This window comes from Cellulomonas wangleii, assembly GCF_018388445.1.
Lineage (GTDB): Bacteria > Actinomycetota > Actinomycetes > Actinomycetales > Cellulomonadaceae > Cellulomonas > Cellulomonas wangleii.
On the sequence record NZ_CP074405.1, the window covers coordinates 1,416,258 to 1,436,267 of the forward strand.

The 20,010-nt window shown below is 75.2% G+C and carries 21 protein-coding genes; 11 read left to right on the top strand and 10 right to left on the bottom strand.

Features of this window, described 5'->3' with window-relative positions; genetic code table 11:
• Positions 1–12: 12 nt before the first annotated feature.
• Positions 13–762 carry an esterase/lipase family protein gene (locus KG103_RS06560; protein WP_207340676.1) on the top strand — a complete coding sequence of 250 codons (750 nt, stop codon included), beginning with the start codon at positions 13–15 and terminating at the stop codon, positions 760–762.
• A 43-nt stretch (positions 763–805) separates the two neighbouring features.
• Here the strand turns inward: KG103_RS06560 and KG103_RS06565 are convergent, their stop codons facing one another.
• From KG103_RS06565 to KG103_RS06595, 7 genes are all read right to left on the bottom strand, one after another.
• The gene (locus KG103_RS06565) at positions 806–2,227 is read right to left on the bottom strand and encodes a DHA2 family efflux MFS transporter permease subunit (protein ID WP_207340817.1); all 1,422 of its coding nucleotides are present in this window, start codon (positions 2,225–2,227) and stop codon (positions 806–808) included.
• A gap of 273 nt (positions 2,228–2,500) precedes the next feature.
• Positions 2,501–3,235: a 5'-methylthioadenosine/S-adenosylhomocysteine nucleosidase gene (gene mtnN / locus KG103_RS06570; protein WP_207340675.1), complete on the bottom strand. Its 735-nt coding sequence runs from the start codon at positions 3,233–3,235 to the stop codon at positions 2,501–2,503.
• Positions 3,232–3,684 (bottom strand): S-ribosylhomocysteine lyase, encoded by a 453-nt coding sequence (locus KG103_RS06575; protein ID WP_207340816.1) that lies wholly within the window; start codon positions 3,682–3,684, stop codon positions 3,232–3,234. The genes mtnN and KG103_RS06575 overlap by 4 nt, the downstream gene beginning before the upstream one ends.
• Positions 3,685–3,758: 74 nt before the next feature.
• Complete coding sequence (locus tag KG103_RS06580; RefSeq protein ID WP_207340674.1) at positions 3,759–4,643, bottom strand: NAD(P)H-hydrate dehydratase; 885 nt, start codon at positions 4,641–4,643, stop codon at positions 3,759–3,761.
• A complete protein-coding gene (locus KG103_RS06585; RefSeq protein ID WP_249670827.1) occupies positions 4,636–5,379 on the bottom strand; it encodes a histidine phosphatase family protein in 744 nt (247 codons plus the stop codon). The genes KG103_RS06580 and KG103_RS06585 overlap by 8 nt, the downstream gene beginning before the upstream one ends.
• The gene (locus KG103_RS06590; protein WP_207340673.1) at positions 5,376–5,615 is read right to left on the bottom strand and encodes a hypothetical protein; all 240 of its coding nucleotides are present in this window, start codon (positions 5,613–5,615) and stop codon (positions 5,376–5,378) included. The genes KG103_RS06585 and KG103_RS06590 overlap by 4 nt, the downstream gene beginning before the upstream one ends.
• Before the next feature lie 78 nt (positions 5,616–5,693).
• Complete coding sequence (locus tag KG103_RS06595; protein WP_249670828.1) at positions 5,694–6,620, bottom strand: DNA-3-methyladenine glycosylase family protein; 927 nt, start codon at positions 6,618–6,620, stop codon at positions 5,694–5,696.
• A 169-nt stretch (positions 6,621–6,789) separates the two neighbouring features.
• Between KG103_RS06595 and KG103_RS06600 the strand changes: the two genes are divergently transcribed.
• Positions 6,790–7,131, top strand: coding sequence for an STAS domain-containing protein (locus tag KG103_RS06600; protein ID WP_207340671.1), 342 nt, complete (start codon positions 6,790–6,792; stop codon positions 7,129–7,131).
• A gap of 47 nt (positions 7,132–7,178) precedes the next feature.
• On the opposite strand, the gene KG103_RS06605 is transcribed toward KG103_RS06600, so the two are convergent.
• A complete protein-coding gene (locus KG103_RS06605) occupies positions 7,179–7,553 on the bottom strand; it encodes an RNA-binding S4 domain-containing protein (protein ID WP_207340670.1) in 375 nt (124 codons plus the stop codon).
• 181 nt (positions 7,554–7,734) lie between these two features.
• Between KG103_RS06605 and KG103_RS06610 the strand changes: the two genes are divergently transcribed.
• Positions 7,735–8,892, top strand: a complete 1,158-nt coding sequence (locus KG103_RS06610) for a cellulose binding domain-containing protein (RefSeq protein WP_207340669.1) — start codon at positions 7,735–7,737, stop codon at positions 8,890–8,892.
• Between the two features lie 93 nt (positions 8,893–8,985).
• Here KG103_RS06610 and pgi read toward each other — a convergent pair whose 3' ends face one another.
• Complete coding sequence (pgi, locus tag KG103_RS06615) at positions 8,986–10,668, bottom strand: glucose-6-phosphate isomerase (protein WP_207340668.1); 1,683 nt, start codon at positions 10,666–10,668, stop codon at positions 8,986–8,988.
• A 99-nt stretch (positions 10,669–10,767) separates the two neighbouring features.
• Between pgi and KG103_RS06620 the strand changes: the two genes are divergently transcribed.
• The gene (locus KG103_RS06620) at positions 10,768–11,088 is read left to right on the top strand and encodes a hypothetical protein (protein WP_207340667.1); all 321 of its coding nucleotides are present in this window, start codon (positions 10,768–10,770) and stop codon (positions 11,086–11,088) included.
• A 4-nt stretch (positions 11,089–11,092) separates the two neighbouring features.
• Here the strand turns inward: KG103_RS06620 and KG103_RS06625 are convergent, their stop codons facing one another.
• Positions 11,093–12,388: a pectate lyase gene (locus tag KG103_RS06625; protein WP_207340666.1), complete on the bottom strand. Its 1,296-nt coding sequence runs from the start codon at positions 12,386–12,388 to the stop codon at positions 11,093–11,095.
• 158 nt (positions 12,389–12,546) lie between these two features.
• On the opposite strand from KG103_RS06625, the gene KG103_RS06630 reads away from it, so the two are divergent.
• From KG103_RS06630 to nagB, 7 genes are all read left to right on the top strand, one after another.
• Positions 12,547–13,470: a PfkB family carbohydrate kinase gene (locus KG103_RS06630; RefSeq protein WP_207340665.1), complete on the top strand. Its 924-nt coding sequence runs from the start codon at positions 12,547–12,549 to the stop codon at positions 13,468–13,470.
• A gap of 143 nt (positions 13,471–13,613) precedes the next feature.
• On the top strand, positions 13,614–14,792 hold the full coding sequence (locus tag KG103_RS06635; RefSeq protein WP_207340664.1) for an ROK family transcriptional regulator: 1,179 nt from the start codon (positions 13,614–13,616) through the stop codon (positions 14,790–14,792).
• A 125-nt stretch (positions 14,793–14,917) separates the two neighbouring features.
• Positions 14,918–16,192, top strand: coding sequence for an extracellular solute-binding protein (locus KG103_RS06640; protein WP_249670829.1), 1,275 nt, complete (start codon positions 14,918–14,920; stop codon positions 16,190–16,192).
• Between the two features lie 68 nt (positions 16,193–16,260).
• Positions 16,261–17,217: a carbohydrate ABC transporter permease gene (locus KG103_RS06645; RefSeq protein WP_207340663.1), complete on the top strand. Its 957-nt coding sequence runs from the start codon at positions 16,261–16,263 to the stop codon at positions 17,215–17,217.
• Positions 17,214–18,131 carry a carbohydrate ABC transporter permease gene (locus KG103_RS06650; RefSeq protein ID WP_372434887.1) on the top strand — a complete coding sequence of 306 codons (918 nt, stop codon included), beginning with the start codon at positions 17,214–17,216 and terminating at the stop codon, positions 18,129–18,131. Before KG103_RS06645 ends, KG103_RS06650 begins: the two co-directional genes overlap by 4 nt.
• Positions 18,132–18,167: 36 nt before the next feature.
• Entirely contained in the window at positions 18,168–19,214 is a 1,047-nt protein-coding gene (locus KG103_RS06655; RefSeq protein ID WP_249670830.1) for an ROK family protein, read from the top strand.
• A complete protein-coding gene (nagB, locus tag KG103_RS06660; protein ID WP_207340661.1) occupies positions 19,214–19,996 on the top strand; it encodes a glucosamine-6-phosphate deaminase in 783 nt (260 codons plus the stop codon). The genes KG103_RS06655 and nagB overlap by 1 nt, the downstream gene beginning before the upstream one ends.
• Positions 19,997–20,010: the final 14 nt, after the last annotated feature.

Here is a 20,010-nt window from a genome sequence, read left to right on the forward strand (position 1 = left end):
AGGACGGTGCCGGTGCGACCGGCCCGGCTGCGGGCGGCCGGGCGGGCGGCCGCGGAGGTGTGGCACCGGCTGCGCCAGGGGGTGGCCTGGGTCCGGGACTACGCGTGGATCGTCCGCGCGCAGGCGCGGGCGGTGCTCGCCGCACCGCTGCCGGACTCCCTGGCGGCGGGCGACCGCACGCCCGTCCTGCTGCTGCCCGGGATCTACGAGACGTGGCCGGTGATGACGTCGCTGGCGCGGGCCCTGCACGCCGCGGGGCACCCCGTGCACACGGTCCCGGCGCTCGGGCTCAACCTGCGGCCGCTGGGGGCCTCGATGCCGCTCGTGGTGGAGCGGCTGGAGGCCCTGGGGCTCACTCGCGTCGTGCTGGTGGCGCACTCCAAGGGCGGGCTGATCGGCAAGATGGTGCTCGCCGACGAGCACGCCGGCCCGCGGGTCGCGGGGCTGGTGGCCGTCAACACCCCGTTCGCCGGCTCGGTGTACGCGCGGTGGTTCCCGGTGCGTCCGGTGCGGGCGCTGTCGCCCCTCGACGTGCACCTGCTCGCCCTGGCCCGGGACGTCGCGGCGCACGCGCGGATCTGGTCGATCTTCGCGCGGTTCGACCCGCACGTCCCCGGCGGCAGCGAGCTCGCGGGCGCGGTCAACGTCCGCCTGCCGCTCGACGGGCACTTCCGCCCGCTCGGCGACCCTCTCCTGCACGCCGCGGTGCTGGACGCGGTCACGCACCTCGCCGACGGTGCCGGGCCCTCGCCCGGTCCCTGACCGGGCGGCGCCCGGTGCGTGCGCCGCGGGGTGCCGGCGGGTGTCAGTGGTGGCCGGCGACGGCGGCACCGGCCGGTGCCGAGCGCACGGCGAGCGCACCCGCGATCGCGGGCAGCGTCAGCACGGCGCCCACGAGGAACGCCGCGTGCACACCCTCCGCGGTCGCGACGAGCGCGGACGCGCCGTCGGCCGCCCGGTCCGCCGCCACCGCCGACAGGACCGTGACGAACACGGCGGTGCCGGCCGCGCCCGCGACCTGCTGCACGGTGCCGATGATCGCGCTGCCGTGGGAGTAGCGGTCGGCGCTGACGGCCCCGAGCGCCGACGTGAACAGCGGCGTGAACACCAGCGCCAGCCCTGCGGACATCGTCAGGTGCGCCGCGACCAGGAGCCAGGGCTGCGTCTGCTCGCCGAGCAGCAGCGCCATGCCCCACGTGGCCGTGCTGACCAGCACGGTGCCCGGCAGCAGCAGGGGACGCGCGCCGACCCGGTCGTACGCGCGCCCGACCAGCGGGGCGAGCAGCCCCATGAGGAGCCCGCCGGGCAGCAGCATGAGCCCGGTGCGCAGGGTGTCGAGGCCGAGCACGTCCTGCGCGTAGATGGGCAGCATGATGATGACGCCGAACAGGGCCATCATCATGATCGCCATCAGCCCGACCGACACGGCGAACGTCCGGGAGCGGAACACCCGCAGGTCCAGCAGGGCGTCGTCCGTGCGCTGCAGCCGCAGCTGGCGTGCGACGAAGAGGGTGAGCCCCGCGGCCCCGGCGACCAGCGCGGCCGCGGTGGCGGGCTGCAGCCCGCCGGCGACGACCTCGCCGACCCGTGACATGCCCAGCACCAGGCCGCCGAACGCGACGGCCGACAGGACCACGGAGACCACGTCGACCCGTGCGTGCCGCGGCTGCGTGACGTCCGGCAGCCGCAGCGCGCCCAGGGCCAGCGCGGCCAGCGCGACGGGCAGCACCAGACCGAACATCCACCGCCAGTCCAGCACCGACAGGATCAGGCCGGAGAGGGTCGGGCCCACGGCGGGGGCGACGGAGATGACGATCGAGATGTTGCCCATCGTGCGCCCGCGGGAGGCCGGCGGGGTCACGGTCATGACGGTCGTCATGAGCAGCGGCAGCATCACCGCGGTGCCGGTGGCCTGCACGACGCGCCCCACGAGCAGCATCTCGAACCCGGGGGAGAGCGCGCACACCAGCGTGCCGAGCGAGAACAGGCCCATCGCCGTGAGGAACGCGCCCCGGGTCGTGGTGCGCTGCAGGAAGAACCCGGTCACGGGGATGACCACGGCCATCGTCAGCAGGAACCCGGTCGTCAGCCACTGCGCGGTGCCCGCGGTGATCGCGAGGTCGTCCATGAGCCGCGGCAGCGCGACGCCCATGATCGTCTCGTTGAGGATGACGACGAACGTCGAGACCAGCAGCAGCGCGACCGCGAGCCGGTCGCGGGGTGACATCGCGACCGGGACGCCGTCGGGGCCCGTGGGTGCGGCGGTCGCCGGCTGCGTGGCCGCGGTGGGCCCCGTGGGCGGCGCGACGGGCGGAGCGGTCCTGTCGGTCACGAGGTCGCCTGTCGGTTCGGGCCGGTGCGGTGCGCGGCGGTGGACGGACGGCCGCCGGGCGCAGCAGCCGTGCCCGAGCAGTCTCCGGTGCCAACCGCGCACCGGTCGACGACATTCCGGGACAGACCTACCGACCGTGGACGCGGCGCGAAGTCGTCGGGCGTCCCGTCAGCCCGTGACGAGCGCCGCGTCCAGCAGGCCGAGCACCACGACCGCGGACCGCTCGGCCGCGTCGTCGACGTGCGCGTCGAAGTCGACCCCGGCGATCGGCCCGCACAGGTCGGAGATGCCGCGGACGGACAGGAACGGCACCCCGGCGAGGTGCGCCGTGTGCGCGAGGGCCGTGGACTCCATGTCGCAGGCCAGCGCGTCGGGGAAGGCGTGGCGCAGCGGGACCACGCGCTCGGCGTCCACGAAGACGTCGCTCGACAGGATGGTGCCGGTGCGGACCGTCAGGCCGTCCGTGGCGACACCGGCTGCCGCGGCGTGCAGGCCCGGGTCGGCGTCGAAGCGTGCCGGCATGCCGGGCACCTGCCCCAGCGCGTACCCGAACACGCGGGCGTCGGCAGCCCCGTACACGGTCGTGGCACCGACGACGACGTCGCCGACGCGCACGTCGAGCCCCATGCCCCCGGCCGAGCCGGCGCTGAGCACGACGCGCGCCCCCGACCCGTGCAGCGCGAGCGTCGCGGCCGAGGCGGCGTTGACCAGGCCGATGCCGCAGGTCACGAGCATCACCCGCGGACCGCCGAGGTCCAGCACGCGGCGCCGCGCGCCCGCGACCTCCACCTCGTCGCCCACGGCGGTCGCACGCTCGAGGAAGGGGGAGGCCTCCACCCCCATCGCGGTCACGACGACCGCGTCGACGAGCACGCCGGGCGCGGCCGAGAGCCCGTCGCTCACGCGGTCACCGTGCTCCACGCGTCGCGCTGCGCGAGGAACGCGCGGGCCACGTCCTGCGCACCGGTCAGCGTGTGGTGCGCGCCCCAGCCGCACTGCACCTCGTTGGCCGCGGGGACCTCGGTCGCGTGCAGGACGTCCTCGAGGGTCGCGGCGACCAGGTCCTGCACCTCCTGGTCCGTCCAGCGGCCCTCGAGCATCAGGTAGAAGCCCGTCTGGCAGCCCATGGGGGAGAAGTCCAGGACCCGGTCCGAGTGGTTGCGCGAGTGCTCGGCGAACAGGTGCTCGAGGGAGTGCACGGCGTCCATCTCGAGGTGCGCCACGTTGGGCTGCGTGAACCGCACGTCGAACTTGGACAGGACGTCCCCGTGGGGGAGCTCCTTGAGGTCCGCGAGCCGGATGTACGGCGCGGCGACGGTGCGGTGGTCCAGGTTGAACGACTCGACGTTCATGCGCGGTGTGTCCACGCCACCAGTGTGCGGTACCGCGGGCCCGTCCGGGCGTCGCGTCCGCGGAGCGGGAGCGCTCAGCGCGAGCGCAGCTCGACGAGCACCCGGGGGAGCTCGGCCAGCAGCTCGCTCGCCAGGTACCCGTGCGGCCCGACGGACGCGGCCAGCCGGTCACCGGCGACGCCGTGCGCGGCGACCCCGAAGCACGCGGCCTGCGCGGGCGGCGCCCCTCGCGCGAGCAGCCCGCCCACGGCGCCGGCCAGGACGTCGCCGCTGCCGGACGTGCCCAGGCCCGAGTAGCCCGTCGACGAGCGCCAGCGGCGGCCGCGGGGCTCGGCGACGACCCCCGCGCACGCCACGACGACGTCGTACGCGTCCGCGAGGCGGGCGGCGACCGGCACGTCGGCGTCGTCGCGACCCTCGTCGGTCGTGTCCGCGTCCTGTCCGAGCAGCCGCCCGGCCTCGGTCGTGTTGGGCGTCAGGACGGTCCGCCCGCGCAGCGCCCCGTGCAGGTCCCGCGCGTCGCGCAGCACGCCGAGGGCGAACGCGTCCAGCACCAGGGACGTCGTGGCAGGGGCCGCGGCGACCACCGCGCGCAGCAGCGCGAGGGTCCCGTCCGGCTCGTCGAGGCCCGGCCCGACGACGACGACGTCGGCGCGCTGCAGCTCGCCGTCGAGCTCGTCACCCGGGCCGGTGACCGACCCGGTGCGTCCCTCGGGCAGCCCCACGACCCCGGCCTCCGGGACCGCCACGGCCAGCGGCCCGGCCACGGAGGCCGCGACGCCCAGCGACAGCCGCCCGGCGCCGACCCGCAGCGCGGCCACGCCGGCGAGCAGCACCGCGCCGGGCGTGGCGCGCGCGCCGCCGAGCACGAGCACGCCGCCGCGCGCGTCCTTGCCGCCCGTCGGCTCGGGCAGGGGGTGCTCCCGCAGCAGCGCGGGGGTCAGCACGAGGTCATCCACCGGTGTCCGCCGTCCCTTCGTGCTCCGTGATCGGGGCGTCCAGCTCCGCGAGGTGCTCGACCTCGTCGAACGCCGTCAGCAGCCAGGCGTCGTCGGCCCGGTCCAGGCGCGTCAGCGACGCGTTGCGCACGCTGCGCTCCCGGATGATCGTCATCAGCTCGTCCTCGGTCAGCTCCTCCAGGACGTACCGCAGGAGCATGACGACCGCGTCGTGCACCACGACGAGGACCCGCCGCCCGGCGTCGCGCGGCTGCAGGTCCCCGAGGGCGGACCGCACGCGCAACGCGACGTCCGCCCAGGACTCGCCGCCGGGCGGGCGGTGGTACATCTTGCCGAGGTGGTGCCGACGCTCGGCCTCCAGCGGGTGCAGCTCCTGCACGCCGCGCCACGTGAGGCGGTCGAGCACGCCCAGCTCACGGTCGCGCAGCCGCTCGTCGAGCCGGACCGGGAGGTCGAGTCCCGCCACCTCCATCGCCAGCTCCGCGGTCTGCCGGGCGCGCACGTACGGCGAGCACCACACCACGTCGGGCCGCTCGTCGGCCGGCAGGTCCGCGAGCCACGTCCCGAGTGCCCGCGCCTGCTCGCGCCCCCGCTCGGACAGCGGGGTGTCCGCGTCGCGCGTCGCCACGTCGACCCGCAGCGCGCGCTCGCGCTCGGCCCGCGTGGCCGCGATGTTGCCGACGCTCTCGCCGTGGCGCACCAGCACCAGGCACGTGGGCACCGCGAGCGGCGTCACCGGCCGTCGCGCTCCTCGATCGCGGGCAGGATCGTCGTCGGGATCGCGAAGGCCAGACCGAACGCGAGGATGCCCGCCGTCACGAGCCACGGCCCGGTGGTCGCGTCGCCGTCGAACCCGAAGGCGAGGAGCGCGAACGACCCGACGAACAGCAGGAGGCACAGCAGCCCGGTCGCCGCGCGCGACGGGTCCTCCGGGGGTGCGTCGGTCGGGCGGGCGGTGTCGTCGTGCGGCATGGCTCCTCCTGCGGTCGGACGCGGTGAACGGCCAGTATCCCCGGCCTGCCGCACCGCGGCACGTCCGGCCACGGCACGTCAGCGCATCGGCAGCGCGCGCGGCCCGCGGGGCCCGTACGCCGGCATCCGTCCCAGGTGGGCGAGCTGCAGCAGGACCAGGACGCGCTGGCGGTGCCCCTGCCACGGAGCCAGCAGGTGCAGCATCCCCGCGTCGTCGACCCGCCGCCCGGTGAGGGCCCAGCCGACCAGGTGGGGCAGGTGGGCGTCGCCCACGGGCACGGCGTCGGGGTCGCCGAGCGCGCGGGACGTCACCTCCGCCGTCGTCCACGGGCCGATGCCGGGCACGGTCCGCAGGCGCCGCGCGAGCTCGGGCGGGTCGAGGTCGGCCCGCATCGCGTGCGCGACGGCGGCGGCCCGGCGCACGGTGTCGGAGCGCTGCGCGTCGACACCGGCGCGGCGCCACTCCCACACCGGCAGCGTCCGCCACACGGCAGGCGGCGGCGCCACCCGCAGGCCGGCAGGCGCTGGACCGGGCGCCGGCGACCCGTGCCGCGCGACGAGCCGGCGCCACGAGGCCTGCGCGTCGACCCCGACGACGCGCTGCTCCAGCACGGCCGTCACGACGGTCGACCACACGTCGCCGCTGCGGGCGAGCCGGACGCCGGCGTGCGTGCGGTGGGCGCGCGCGACCACCGGGTGCAGCCCGGCCGCGAACCCCGTCGGGTCGTCGAGCAGCCCGAGCAGGGCAGGAGCCTCGGTGAGCACGGCGGACGCGCCCGGTCCCCAGGCGTCGGCCCGCACGCCACCGGGCACGGGGCACAGCCGCAGGGTGGCCGCCCCCGGGCCGCGGCGCGTCGCGTGCCACACGGCGCCCGGTGTCGTCGCCCACGTCGGGTCGCCCGGTCCGCGCCGCAGCCGGCCGACCGTGCGGCGCACGTCGAGGCCCGGTGGGCAGGCCACGACGACGTGGGTGTCGCCCGTCGCGAGGCCCGGGCCCGTGGTCACGTCCCCAGGATGCACCCGGACGCACAGCACCCGACGCACCGCACCCGGACGCGGTCCGGCTACCGCCTGCGTGGTCACGGCCGCGTCCGCCACCGCCTGCGACCCGCCGGTCGCAGGGCCACTCCCGCTACGGGTGCCGGATGTCCGTGGCGTGGGGCACACTCGCCCGATGAACGGGCGGCCGGGGTCGGAGGGGCGCCTCGACGTGCACGCCGAGGGCCCCGTGCTGCGGGTCGTGCTGACGGGGGCCGTCGACCTGGTGGTGCGGGAGCGTGACGCGCCGGCGCTGTGGCGGGCGCTGGACGCGCCCGGGGTCTGCGACGTGCAGGTCGACGCCTCCGGCGTGACGTTCCTCGACTCCACGGGGCTGTCCGTCCTGGTGCGCCTCGCGCGCGACGCGGCCGAGCGCGGCCTGCCCCTGCGGATGGCCGCGGTCAGCCCGCGCGTCGCCGACCTGCTGGAGCAGACCGGGGTCGGCGACTGGATGGCGACCCTCGCCGACGTGCACTGAGCGCGCGCTCCCCGCCGACGGCTCGGTGCCGGCTCAGTGCCGACGGCTCAGTGCCCGCGCAGCCGCTCGATGGCCCGGCGCTCACGCTTGGTGGGGCGGCCCGCGCCGCGGTCACGCTCCCCGGCGACCGCCACCTGCGTGCGCGGCGGCGGCACGGGGGAGCGGTCGAGGTACGAGGCCTGCGCGACCTCCGCCGACACGCGCTTGACCAGGAGTCGTTGCACGACGACGAGACGCTCGCGCGCGCCGCCCCGCACCTGCACCTCGTCGCCCGGCACCACCTGCGTCGCCGGCTTGGCCCGGTCGCCGTTGACGCGCACGTGGCCCGCCCGGCACGCGGCGGCCGCGGCGGACCGGGTGGGGAACAGCCGCACCGCCCACGTCCAGGCGTCGACACGTACGCGACCCTGCGGCTCGGGCACGCTGCCACCTCCCTGCCGGCACGTCGCCGGTCCCGACGTCAGCCTGCCACGCGCGGGCTGCGGACGTCGCACCGCGGCGAAACGCTTCGACGCCCTCCTCGGGCACCACCGGGACGGCAGGCTCGACGCACCCACCGGCACCCGCCCGCGGCGGGGGCGTCCAGCGTCGAAGGAGCCGACCATGGTCCACCACCCCCTGCGTCGCGTCGGAGCGGCGCTGCTGGGACTCGCCCTGCTCCTGCCGGCCGGTGCGCTGGCCACCGCTCCTGCGGCACGCGCGGCGCAGGAGCCCGTGCGCGTCATGGCCCTGGGCGACTCGATCACGGGGTCGCCCGGGTGCTGGCGCGCGCTCCTGCACCGCGACCTCACGGCCGCCGGGCACCGTGTGGACATGGTGGGCACCCTGCCGCCGCAGGGCTGCGGCTTCGCGCACGACGGCGACAACGAGGGTCACGGCGGCGCGCTGGTGACGGACGTCGCCGCGTCGGGCGAGGCGGCCCGCTGGTTCGCCGCGACACGGCCCCAGGTCGTCCTCATGCACTTCGCCACCAACGACGTCTGGAGCAACCGGAGCACCCAGCAGGTCCTCGACGCGTGGACGACGCTCGTCACCCAGATGCGTGCCGTGGACCCGCAGGTCGTGGTCGTGGTCGCGCAGATCGTCCCCGTCGCGCCGCCGACCTGCGGCGACTGCCCGGCACGGACCCGCGCGCTGAACGCGGCCGTGCCCGACTGGGCGGCCGTGACGTCCACCGCGGCGTCGCCCGTCCTCGTCGTCGACCACGCGACGGGCTGGGACCCCGCCCGCGACACGTCCGACGGCGTCCACCCGAACGACGCCGGCACGGCGCGGATGGCCGCGACCTGGCTCCCGGCGGCGGAGCGTGCCCTGGCCCTCGTCGAGGGCGGGAGCCCCGCGCCCACCGTGAGCCCGACGCCCGCGCCCACGGTGAGCCCGACGCCGACGCCGACGCCGAGCCCGACGCCGACCCCGGCCACGACGCCGCGCCCCGACGTGACCGGGACGCCCACCCCGGCTCCGGGTTCCCCCGGGTGCACCGCGACCTACGCCGTGACGAGCGCGTGGCCGGGCGGGTTCGTGGCCTCGGTGCGCGTCACCGCCACGGGTGCCGTCGCGTCGAGCGGGTGGGAGGTCACGGTCGAGCTACCCGGTGGCCGGGTCGCCCACGTGTGGAGCGCGACGGCGTCCGGCACGTCGCCCGTGACCTTCCGGGAGGCGGCCTGGAACGGCGCGCTCGCGCCGGGGGCGTCCACCGACCTCGGCTTCCAGGGCACGGGCAGCGGCGCGCCCGGCGCGATCACGTGCACGGCGCGGTGACCGCCTGAGGCGACGCGGCGCCGCGGACGCGACGACGGGCCGCGGCCCCCGGGTGGGGAGCCGCGGCCCGTCGTCGGACCGCCCGAGCGGCTGTCAGCGCCGCAGCTCGAGGTACCGGGCGATCAGCGCGCGCGTGGACGCGTCCTGCGCGTCGAGGGCCGCGGCGTCACCCTGCACGGCCGGGGCGATATCCGTCGCGAGCTTCTTGCCCAGCTCGACGCCCCACTGGTCGAAGGAGTCGATGCCCCACACGACGCCCTGCGCGAAGGTGATGTGCTCGTACAGCGCGATGAGCTGCCCCACGACGGACGGGGTCAGGGCGGGCGCCAGGATCGACGTGGTCGGCCGGTTCCCCGAGAACACGCGGGCGGCGACGATCTCCTCGGGCGTGCCCTCGGCGCGGACCTCGTCGGCGGTCTTGCCGAACGCGAGCGCCTTGGTCTGGGCGAAGAAGTTGGCCAGGAACAGCCCGTGCACGTCGGTGCCGCCGTCGCTCAGCGGGTAGGCGGGGTTGGCCACCGCGATGAAGTCGGCGGGGATCAGCCGCGTGCCCTGGTGGATGAGCTGGTAGAACGCGTGCTGGCCGTTGGTGCCGGGCTCGCCCCAGAAGACCTCGCCGGTCTGCGTGGTGACGGGTGTGCCGTCCCAGCGCACGGACTTGCCGTTGGACTCCATGGTGAGCTGCTGCAGGTAGGCCGGGAAGCGGTGCAGCTGCTGGGCGTACGGCAGCACGGCGTGCGTGTGCGCGCCGAGGAAGTTGACGTACCAGACGTTCAGCAGGCCCATGAGGAACGGCACGTTCTGCGCCACGGGGGTGGTGCGCGTGTGCTCGTCGACGGCGTGGAAGCCCTCGAGCAGCTCGCCGAACGCGTCGGGGCCGATCGCGATGGCCAGCGACGTCCCGATCGCGGAGTCGACGGAGTAGCGCCCGCCGACCCAGTCCCAGAACCCGAACGCGTTGGCGGGGTCGATGCCGAAGTCGGCGACCTTGTCCAGGGCGGTCGACACGGCGACGAAGTGGTTCGCCACCGCGCGGCGACGGTCCTCGTCCGTGTCCTCGATGCGGCCCTCGCCGATCAGCCGGTCCCACAGCCACTGGCGGGCCAGGCGCGCGTTCGTCAGCGTCTCGAGGGTCGTGAAGGTCTTGGACGCGACGATGAACAGCGTCGTGGTCGGGTCGAGGTCCGCGGTCTTCTGCGCGAGGTCCGTGGGGTCGATGTTGGAGACGAACCGCACCTCCAGCCCGTCCGCGACGTACGGCTCGAGGGCCTCGTAGACCATGACGGGGCCCAGGTCGGACCCGCCGATCCCGATGTTGACCACCGTGCGCACGGCCTCGCCGGTGACGCCGGTCCACTCGCCCGAGCGCACCTTCTCCGCGAACGCGAAGACCTCGCCCAGGACGGCCTGCACGTCGTCGTCCACCTGCTGCCCGTCGACCACGAGCGGCGGCTCGGCGTCGGCCGGGCGCCGCAGGGCGGTGTGCAGCACGGCGCGGTCCTCGGTGACGTTGATGTGCTCGCCGGCCAGCATGGCCGTGAAGCGGTCGGTGAGCCGCACCTCGTCGGCGAGGCGTGCCAGCAGCGCCAGCGTCTCGTCCGTGACGAGGTTCTTCGACAGGTCGACCGTGAGGTCCGCGAGCTGCAGCGTCATGCGCTGCGCACGCTCCGGGTCGTCGGCGAACCAGGCGCGCAGGTCGGGCCGCAGCGTGCTCTCGTGCTCCGAGAGGTCCTGCCAGGCGCTCGTGGTCGTCGGGTCGATGGGCGGCGTGGGCACGTGGGTCTCCCTCGGGGTGGGCGTGGTCTCCCGCCCACCGTAGGGCCGTGGGGGTGCAGCCCGCACGGGACGTCCGGTGGACCGGGCTAGCGTGGGCGCATGCCCCGCCTCCCCGTCGCACCGCTCGCCGCCGTCGGTCTGGTCGTCGCCTTCGCCGTCGCGCAGGGCACCGGCGTGCGCGGGCTCGGGGGTGCGGTGCTGCTCGTGGTGGCCGCGGTGTGCCTGCGGCTCGCGGTGCCGCGGGCCGGTTGGTGGCGGGCGCTCGTCGTCGTGGCGGTCGGGCTGGGGGTGTTCGTCGCGTCCCACGTCGCGACCGACGTCCTCGGGCCGTGGCCCGCCGTGCTGACGGCCGCGGTCGTGCTCGGTGCGACGGCCTGGGGGCTCGTCGACCGGGCACGGCCGCGGGTCGCCGTGCGCTGACGCGTCAGCGGTAGGTGATGCTCGAGCTGCTGTAGCCGCAGGCCCCGGACGGGCCGGAGCCGATCTTCGACGGCTCGCCCGACGTGACCCCGCGGTACTCCTCGCAGATCACGATCTTGCGGGACGGGTCGTTGACGATCGTCACGCCCGAGATGGTGGCCCTGTCGCCGTAGTTGGAGTTGATCCCCACGAGCGACTTGCCCGGCGCGGTGACCTGCACGTTCTCGATGACGACGGTCCGTGCGTACTGCGTGGAGCAGTTGCCGCACGAGCGGTAGAGCTTGCCGAAGTCGGACACCTGGAAGTTCGTGATGACGAACCGGCCGGGCCCGTTGTGCTGGAACACCTTGTCCGACGCGGACCTCGCACCACCGCCGTTGACGGTCATGACCTGCGAGGCGTTCGAGCCCTTGAGGGTCGCGGCGTCCTCGCCGACGTCCTCCCACCAGACGTTCTCGAGCGTGCAGGTGCCGGTGCAGTGGACGCCGTCGCCGGCGCCCGTGCCGATGATGACGTTGCGGAGCACCGCGCCGTCGGAGAGCTGGAAGATCGGCGGCTGCGACTCGTCCTGGTCGCCCGACGAGATCCCGTAGTACCGCACGTTGCGGCCGTCGAGGGTGCCGCTGACCTTGATGGTCGCGGAGACCTTCTGCTGGCCGGACGCCGAGGGCCAGGAGCCCGACCCGCCGGACGGCGGGGGTGTCGTGGGCTGCTGCGTCGGCTGCTGCGTGGGCGCGGTGCCCGCCCCGACCTTCACGAGCTGCCACTGCTGGTTGTACTGGTTGTTGTCGGTGAGCTGCGTGATGCTCGCACCGTCCGCGGTCGAGCGGTCGGTGACGGTCACGAGCTTGCCGGAGTGGCGGTTGTGCAGGCGCACGTAGGCGCCGCTCGCGGAGTCGATGAGCTTGAACTGCTGGTTGTACCCGTCGAGGTCGGAGTACTGGTGGAACGGGGCGCGGTCGGCGGTCGACCACTGCCACAGGTCGAGGACCTTGCCGGAGTGCCGCGACCTCAGCCGGTACCAGCCCGACCCGGAGTCGACGAACTGCCACTGCTGCCAGGCCCCGTCGTTGCGGGGCCACTGCTGGATGGCCGCACCGTCGGCCGTGGACGTGCCGGTGACGTCCATGACCTTGCCGCTCTGGCGGTTCACCAGGACGTACCAGGCGTTGGTGTCGACGCTCGCAGCGCTCGCGCCGACGGCCGTGGCGAGGCCGAGGGTGCCGCCGAGGGCGAGCGTGAGGGCGGCGGCGAGTGCGACGCGGAACGGGCGTCGGGCCGCCGGTGGTCTGCGGGACATGTCCCTGCCTCTCGTGGGGGAAGCGCTTACGCGGGCTCAGCGAACCACGCCGGACATCTCCGGCGAATCCCCCGGGGCGGCTGTGAAACGTTACGTGGTGGGGCCGCAGGTCCGGCTCGCGGCGCGGCGGTGCTGGGCGCGCCTGGGAGGATGCCCGCATGCCTGCCCGCCTCGTCTGCTGCGGCCTGACCACGCTCGACGTCACCCAGGTGGTGGACCGCCTGCCCGGTGCGGACGAGAAGGTCGTCGCCGACGGCCTCGACGTGACGTTCGGCGGTCCCGCGGCCAACGCCGCCGCGGTCGCTGCCGGCCTCGGGGTGCCCACGACGCTGGTCACGGCGATCGGCTCCGGGGCGCTCGCGGACGTGGCCCGTGCCGGCCTGGCCGCTGCGGGCGTCGACGTCGTCGACCTCGTGCCGGACGTGGCGGGCGTGCTGCCGGTGTCCACGGTGCTGGTGACGCGCGCGACGGGGGAGCGGGCGGTGGTGTCGGTGAACGGCGCGCGCGTCCCGCGGCTGCCGACCCCCGGCGCGGACGTGGTCACCGGCGCCGGCGCCCTGCTCGTGGACGGGCACCACGCGGGCGCCGCCGCGGTGCTGGCGGGCGCGGCCCGCGACGCGGGCGTCCCCGTGCTCCTGGACGGCGGGAGCTGGAAGCCGTCGACGCCCGAGCTGCTGGCCGTCGTCGACCTGGCGGTGCTGTCGGCGGACTTCGCCGTGCCCGGCCGGGCGGTGCGCGACGAGCGGGCGGTGGACGCGCTGCTGGACGAGGTCGCCGCGCAGGGGCCGCGGTTCGTCGCGCGCAGCGCCGGGGCGGGGCCGGTCCGGGTGCGCCGTGCCGCTGCCGACGGGCCGCCCGTGCGGTCCTGGGTGGCGCCCGTCGCGGTGCCGCCCGGCGAGGTCGTGGACACGCTCGGTGCCGGCGACGTGCTGCACGGGGCGATGGCCGCGGCGCTCGCCCGCGGTGCCGACCCCCTGGACGCACTGGGGGAGGGCGTCCGCCGGGCGACGACGTCCGTCCGGCACCCGGGCGCCCGGGGCTGGCTGGCCGCCCTGGCCGAGGGTGGTCCTGCGGCCGGTTGAGCACAGGGCGGTCCCCGCGTTCCGAGCCGCGTTCCGGGCACCGCCGCGGGCCGTGAGACGCCCGTGTGAACCAGCGGTCACGATGTGATCACGGTCACAGGGGAGCCTTGACCGGGATTTGTAAGGAAGGTCTACTAACAAACATGTCGACGACCACGGGACGCACGATCGGCCGCCCGCCCGGGCCGGTGCGGCGCGAGCTGCGGCCCACCGCCAAGGTGCTCCCCGAGCACGCCCGGGCCCACAACCGGTCCCTGGTGCTCGGGCACCTCTTCCACGCCGGCCCCTCGTCGCGCGCCGACATCGCCCGCAGCACCGGCCTCACGCGCGTCACCGTGTCGGACCTGGTCGCCGACCTGCTCGCCGACGGGCTGGTGGGGGACCTGGGTGTGCGCACGGAAGGTCGCGTCGGCAAGCCGGCCACGCTCGTCGGCCTGCGCTCGGCCGACCACCACGTGGTCGTGCTCGACCTCACCGACGACGAGACCGTCCGTGGCGCCGTGATGACGCTCGAGGGGCAGGTCGTGGCGCGGGACCACGTGCCGACGGCCGGTGCCACGGGCGCGGCCGCCGTCGCCCTCGTCGAGGAGCTCGGGCGCAGGCTCGTCGCGGCCGCCACCGCGCCCGTGCTCGGTGTGGGGATCGCCTCCCCGGGGGTCGTGGACGACGCGGGCCGCGTCCTGGAGGCGCCCAACCGCGGGTGGTACGACGTGCCGCTCGCCTCCCGGCTGACGGCCGTGCTCGGTGCCCCGGTGCACGTCGCCAACGACGCCGACACCCGCGCGCTGGGGGAGTACACGTTCGGCGGCGCCGACGCCAACGCCATGGTCGTCACCGTCGGGCAGGGTGTCGGGGCGGGGATGCTCGTCGACGGTGCGCTGGTACGCGGACGTGGGCACGCTGCCGGCGAGATCGGGCACGTCACCGTCATCGACGCGGACACCCCGGGCGAGGCGCCGCTGCCCTGCGCGTGCGGGCGCGCCGGCTGCCTGGAGACCGTGCTGAGCGCGCCCGCGCTGCGTCGCCGCACCTCCGGCGCGAGCGCCCAGGGCGCGGACGAGGCGCTGGCCGCCGCCGGGCGGACGCTGGGCCGCACCCTCGCGCCCGTCGTCAGCGCACTCAACCTCGCCGAGGTCCTGCTCTCCGGCCCCGTCGACCTGCTCGACGGGCCGCTGCGCGCGGCGGCCACCACGACGTTGCGCGAGCGCACCATCCCCGCGGTCGGTCACGACCTCGGGGTCCGCATGGCAGCACTGGACGAGGACGCGGCGCTCGCGGGCGCCTGCGTGCTCGTCCTGTCCGGCCGGCTCGGGATCACGTGACGATCCGGAGCGGCCGGAGCCGGCCCGGGGTCACGTGACGACCCCGGGCCGAGCGTCCAGCAGGTCGGCACCACCCACCGGCGACGTCGCGCGACGGTCGCCTCGCACCTGGGAGGAACAACGACGTGAAGATCCTACGTACCGGCGCCGCCGGCCTGGCGGCAGCCCTCGTCCTGACGGCGTGCTCCGGCGGCAGTGACAGCGGGACCGACGACGCGTCCGGCGCCGAGGGCGCCGAGATCCGCGTCTGGCTCGTCGGGAGCGACACCCCCGACGAGGCGCGCGAGTACCTCACGTCGACGTTCGAGGAGGAGAACCCCGGCTCGACGCTCACCATCGAGGAGCAGTCCTGGACCGGCCTCGTCGACAAGCTGACGACCGCGCTGTCGTCGTCCGACTCGCCCGACGTCGTCGAGGTCGGCAACACGCAGGCCGCCACGTTCACGTCCGCCGGGTACTTCGCGCCGCTCGACGACATCGCCGAGGACCTCGGCGGCGACGACCTGCTGCCCGGCTTCGTCAAGGCCGGCACGTGGGAGGGCACGTTCTACGCCGCCCCGTACTACGCGGGCTCGCGCATCGTGTTCTACAGCGACCAGGTCCTGGGCGGGGCGGCGCTGCCGACCACGCTCGAGGAGTACGTCGAGACGGCCAAGTCCCTGAGGACCGCCGACCACTCCGGTGTCTGGTTCCCCGGGCAGGACTGGTACAACGCGCTGCCGTTCGTCTGGGAGAACGGCGGCTTCATCGCCGAGCCCCGTGACGACGGCACGTGGGAGGCCGGGTTCTCCTCCGAGGGTGGCATCAAGGGCCTCGAGCAGGTCCAGGACCTCATGGTCAACGCCTCGAACGCGCCCAAGGACGGCGACGAGTCCGAGCTGCAGATCCCGTTCTGCGCCGGGCAGACGACGTTCCTGTCCGCCCCGAACTGGATCCGGTGGTCCATCCAGGCCCCGGCCGACGCCGAGGCACCCGGGTGCGCCGACACGTTCGGTGCCGACCTGCACGCCTTCCCGCTGCCCGGCGCGACCGCGGGCGAGACCGCCAAGGTCTTCGCCGGCGGGTCGAACATCGCGGTCGCGACGAAGTCGCAGAACGTCGACCTGGCGAAGAAGGCCCTGACGATCCTGCTGTCCGACGAGTACCAGACGATCCTCGCCGAGAACTCGATGATCCCGGCCAAGAAGTCGCTCGTCCCGGCCCTGCCGGACGACGAGTTCACGCTCGCGTCCGCCACCGCGGCGGCCAACGCCGAGCTGACCCCGGCGACGCCGAGGTGGGGCGACGTCGAGGCGCAGAAGGTCGTCCAGGACGCCCTCGTGCAGATCGCGCAGGGCGGTGACGTCGAGACGATCGCGACCGAGCTCGACGCGCAGATCGAGTCCATCCTCAACGGCTGACCCGGCGTCACCGGTCGGGTCCGCGCCTCGCGTGCGGGCCCGGCCGGGTCACCGCAGGAGGGACCCCCATGAGCTCCACCGTGCTGCGGCCCGCGCCGCCCGGCGCCGCGCCGCCGCCCCGCGCGACCCGCGCGACCACCCCCGCGCGGCTCCTGCCCTGGGTGCTGCTGGCCCCCAGCCTCGCCGTGCTCGTCGTCGTCACCGGCTACCCGCTGGTCCGCATGCTCTGGCTGTCCGTGCACGAGTACGAGCGCGCCCAGCTGCTCGGCGTGCCGGCGCCGTTCGTGGGTCTCGACAACTACGCCGCCACGCTGACCGACGAACGGTTCTGGGCCGTCACGGCCCGCAGCTTCGTCTTCATGCTCGTGTGCGTCGTCGCGACCATCACGGCCGGCACGCTGGTGGCCCTGCTGCTCATGCGGCTCGGCCGGGTGATGCGCCTCGTGCTGTCGGTCGCGCTGCTGCTGGCCTGGGCGATGCCACCGCTGGCCGCGATGCTCGTCTGGGGGTGGATCTTCGACACCCGGTACGGCGTCGTCAACCACCTGCTGACGTCGGTGACCGGCGAGAGCTGGATGGGCCACTCGTGGCTCATCTCCCCGCTGTCCTTCTTCGCGGTCGCGGCCCTGGTCATCGTGTGGGGGGCGATCCCCTTCGTGGCGTTCACGCTCTACGCGGGGTTCACGCAGGTCCCCCGCGAGGTGCTCGAGGCCGCACAGCTCGACGGCGCCGACGGCCGGCAGCGGTTCCTCGACGTGCAGGTCCCGTACGTGCGGACCATCTACGTCGTGCTGATCGTGCTGTCGATGATCTGGGACCTGAAGGTCTTCACGCAGATCTTCGTCCTGCAGGGCATCGGCGGCGTGACGTCCGAGACGAGCACGCTCGGCGTCTACATCTACGAGATGGGCATGGCCCAGGGCCACTACGGGGCCGCGAGCGCCATCGCCGTCATCTTCACCGTCCTCATGCTCGCCATCTCCGCGTACTACGTGCGTGCGACGGTCAAGGAGGAGCAGCTGTGAGCCTGGCACCCGCCGGCACCGTGCCGGTCGCTGCACCCGCACCACCGGCCGCGGGTGTCGTCCGCCGCCGTCCGGCCCGCCGCCGGGCGGCGTCCGTCGGCTGGGGCGTGGTCGCCGCCCTGCTCGCCGCGGCCTTCGTGTTCCCGGTCTACTGGATGGTCAACACGTCGTTCCTGCCGACCGACCGCATCATCGGGCCGGAGCTGCACCTGTGGCCGGACGAGCCGACGCTGCGCAACTACGACACCGCGATGTTCCACCAGGAGCGCTCGCCCTTCGTGCCGGCGCTCGGCAACTCGCTGCAGGTGACGTTCCTCGTGCTCGTCGCCGCGATGGTCCTGGCGTTCTTCGCGTCGCTGGCCGTCACACGCTTCCGGTTCCGGGGGCGGGCGGCCTTCGTGCTGTCGATCCTGGTGATCCAGATGGTCCCGGGCGAGGCGATGATGATCTCGGTGTTCCAGATGGTCGACTCCTGGCGGCTGCTGAACACCGTGGTCGCGCTCGGCGTCGTGTACCTCGCGGGCGTCCTGCCCTTCACGATCTGGACGTTGCGCGGGTTCGTCAACGGGGTGCCCGTCGAGCTCGAGGAGGCCGCGATGATCGACGGCTGCTCCCGCCCGCGCGCGTTCTGGAAGGTGACGTTCCCGCTGCTCGCGCCCGGTCTCGTGGCCACCGGCGTGTTCGCGTTCCTGCAGGCGTGGAACGAGTTCATGATGGCCCTGATCATCATGACCCGGCCCGAGTCCATGACGCTGCCCGTGTGGCTGCGCACGTTCCAGCAGGCCACCAAGGCGACGGACTGGGGGGCGCTCATGGCCGGCTCGGTGCTGGTCGCGATCCCCGTCGTCATCTTCTTCCTCCTCGTGCAGGGGCGCATGACCGGAGGCCTGGTGTCCGGAGCGGTCAAGGGCTGAGCCATGGACGCCACGACCCCGGGGGGGAACCCTGTCGTGCCCACGCACGCCCGCACCACACCCGTCGACCCGACCGCCCCTGACGTCACGCCTGCCGGTGCGACCGGCGCCCTCGTACCCGCCGGCGGCACCCCGACCGACGCCGGCCGGGCGGGCTGGGCGGTGGGCGTCGACGTCGGCGGCACCAAGGTGCTCGCCGTCCTGCTCGCCGCCGACGGCGCGGTCGTCGCCACGCACCGGGTGCCGACCGTGCCCGGGCCCGACGGGCTGGTCGCCGCCGTGCGGACCTGCGTGGAGACGCTCACCGCGGAGCAGGGACTGCCGCTCGCCGCGCTGAGCGGGGTCGGGGTGGGGGTGCCGGGTGTGGTCGACCCCGTGACGGGCACGGTCGAGCACGCCGTCAACGTGGGCGTCGAGCGCCCCTTCGGGCTGGCATCGGCCGTGGCGGCGGCGCTGGCCGGCCAGGTGCCGGTCCGGGTCGAGAACGACCTCAACGCCGCGGTCGTCGGCGCCGCCCACACGGTCGACGCGGTGCCCGCACCGCGCGATCTCGCCTTCCTCGCGCTGGGCACCGGCGTGGCCGCCGGTCTGATGCTCGACGGGGCGCTGCGGCGCGGCGCCCGTCGGGCGGCCGGTGAGGTCGGGCACCTGACGCTCGTGCCTGACGGCCTGCCGTGCGGGTGCGGGCAGCGGGGGTGCGTCGAGCAGTACGCGTCGGGCAGCGCCGTGGAGGTGGCGTGGCCCTCGACGGACGGGCGGCCCGCGCCGCTCGCGCTGTTCGCGGCGGCCGCCGCGGGCGACCCGCGCGCCGTGGCGGTCCGCGACCGGTTCGCGTGGGCGGTCGCCGGTGCCGTGCGCATCCTGGTGCTGACGTGCGACGTCGACCACGTGGTCCTGGGCGGTGGGGTGAGCGGTGTGGGTGATCCGCTGCTGGACGCGGTGCGCGTCGAGCTGGGGAGGGAGGCCGCGGCGTCGCCGTTCCTGGCGTCGCTGCGACTGGCCGAGCGTGTGCACCTGGCACCACGGGACGTGCCCGTGGGTGCCGTGGGGGCCGCGCTCGTGGGACGAGGGGAGGTCGTCTGATGGAGGTGGTCGTCGCACCCGCGCCCGAGCTGGCGCGGCTGGCCGCGGACGCCGTGGGCAGGCTGCTCACGGAGCGGCCCGACGCCGTGCTGGGCCTGGCCACCGGGTCGAGCCCGCTGGCCGTGTACGACGAGCTCGCCCGGCGCCACGCGGAGCACGGCCTGTCGTTCGCGCGCGCGCAGGCGTTCCTGCTCGACGAGTACGTCGGGCTGCCGGCGGACCACCCGCAGCGGTACCGCCACGTCATCGACGCCGAGCTGGTCTCGCGCGTCGACCTGCCGCCCGACGCGGTCCACGGCCCCGACGGGCTGGCCGAGGACCTCCCCGCGGCGTGCGCCGCGTACGAGGCCGCGATCGCCGACGCGGGCGGCGTCGACCTGCAGCTGCTGGGCATCGGCACCGACGGGCACGTCGCGTTCAACGAGCCGGGATCGTCGCTGGGCTCGCGCACGCGGATCAAGACGCTGACGCGCCGGACGCGCGAGGACAACGCCCGGTTCTTCGACGGCGACGCCGACGCGGTCCCCACGCACTGCCTCACCCAGGGCCTCGCGACGATCATGGCGGCACGGCACCTGGTGCTGCTCGCGCAGGGGGAGGGGAAGGCCGAGGCCGTGCAGCAGCTGGTCGAGGGCCCGGTCAGCGCCCTGTGGCCTGCCACCGTGCTGCAGCTGCACCCGCACGTGAGCGTCCTGGTCGACGAGGCGGCCGCGAGCCGGCTGCGGCTGCTGGACCACTACCGCGAGACGTGGGCGAGCAAGCCCGCGTGGCAGGGGCTGTAGCCCACGCCTCCCTG

Coding starts and splice junctions, on each gene's coding strand:
- KG103_RS06630 (WP_207340665.1), top strand. CDS start 12,547: ATGCCTGCCCGCCTCGTCTGCTGCGGCCTGACCACGCTCGACGTCACC.
- KG103_RS06625 (WP_207340666.1), bottom strand. CDS start 12,388: ATGTCCCGCAGACCACCGGCGGCCCGACGCCCGTTCCGCGTCGCACTC.
- KG103_RS06620 (WP_207340667.1), top strand. CDS start 10,768: ATGCCCCGCCTCCCCGTCGCACCGCTCGCCGCCGTCGGTCTGGTCGTC.
- KG103_RS06575 (WP_207340816.1), bottom strand. CDS start 3,684: ATGAACGTCGAGTCGTTCAACCTGGACCACCGCACCGTCGCCGCGCCG.
- KG103_RS06610 (WP_207340669.1), top strand. CDS start 7,735: ATGGTCCACCACCCCCTGCGTCGCGTCGGAGCGGCGCTGCTGGGACTC.
- KG103_RS06565 (WP_207340817.1), bottom strand. CDS start 2,227: ATGTCACCCCGCGACCGGCTCGCGGTCGCGCTGCTGCTGGTCTCGACG.
- KG103_RS06590 (WP_207340673.1), bottom strand. CDS start 5,615: ATGCCGCACGACGACACCGCCCGCCCGACCGACGCACCCCCGGAGGAC.
- KG103_RS06635 (WP_207340664.1), top strand. CDS start 13,614: ATGTCGACGACCACGGGACGCACGATCGGCCGCCCGCCCGGGCCGGTG.
- KG103_RS06645 (WP_207340663.1), top strand. CDS start 16,261: ATGAGCTCCACCGTGCTGCGGCCCGCGCCGCCCGGCGCCGCGCCGCCG.
- KG103_RS06600 (WP_207340671.1), top strand. CDS start 6,790: ATGAACGGGCGGCCGGGGTCGGAGGGGCGCCTCGACGTGCACGCCGAG.
- nagB (WP_207340661.1), top strand. CDS start 19,214: ATGGAGGTGGTCGTCGCACCCGCGCCCGAGCTGGCGCGGCTGGCCGCG.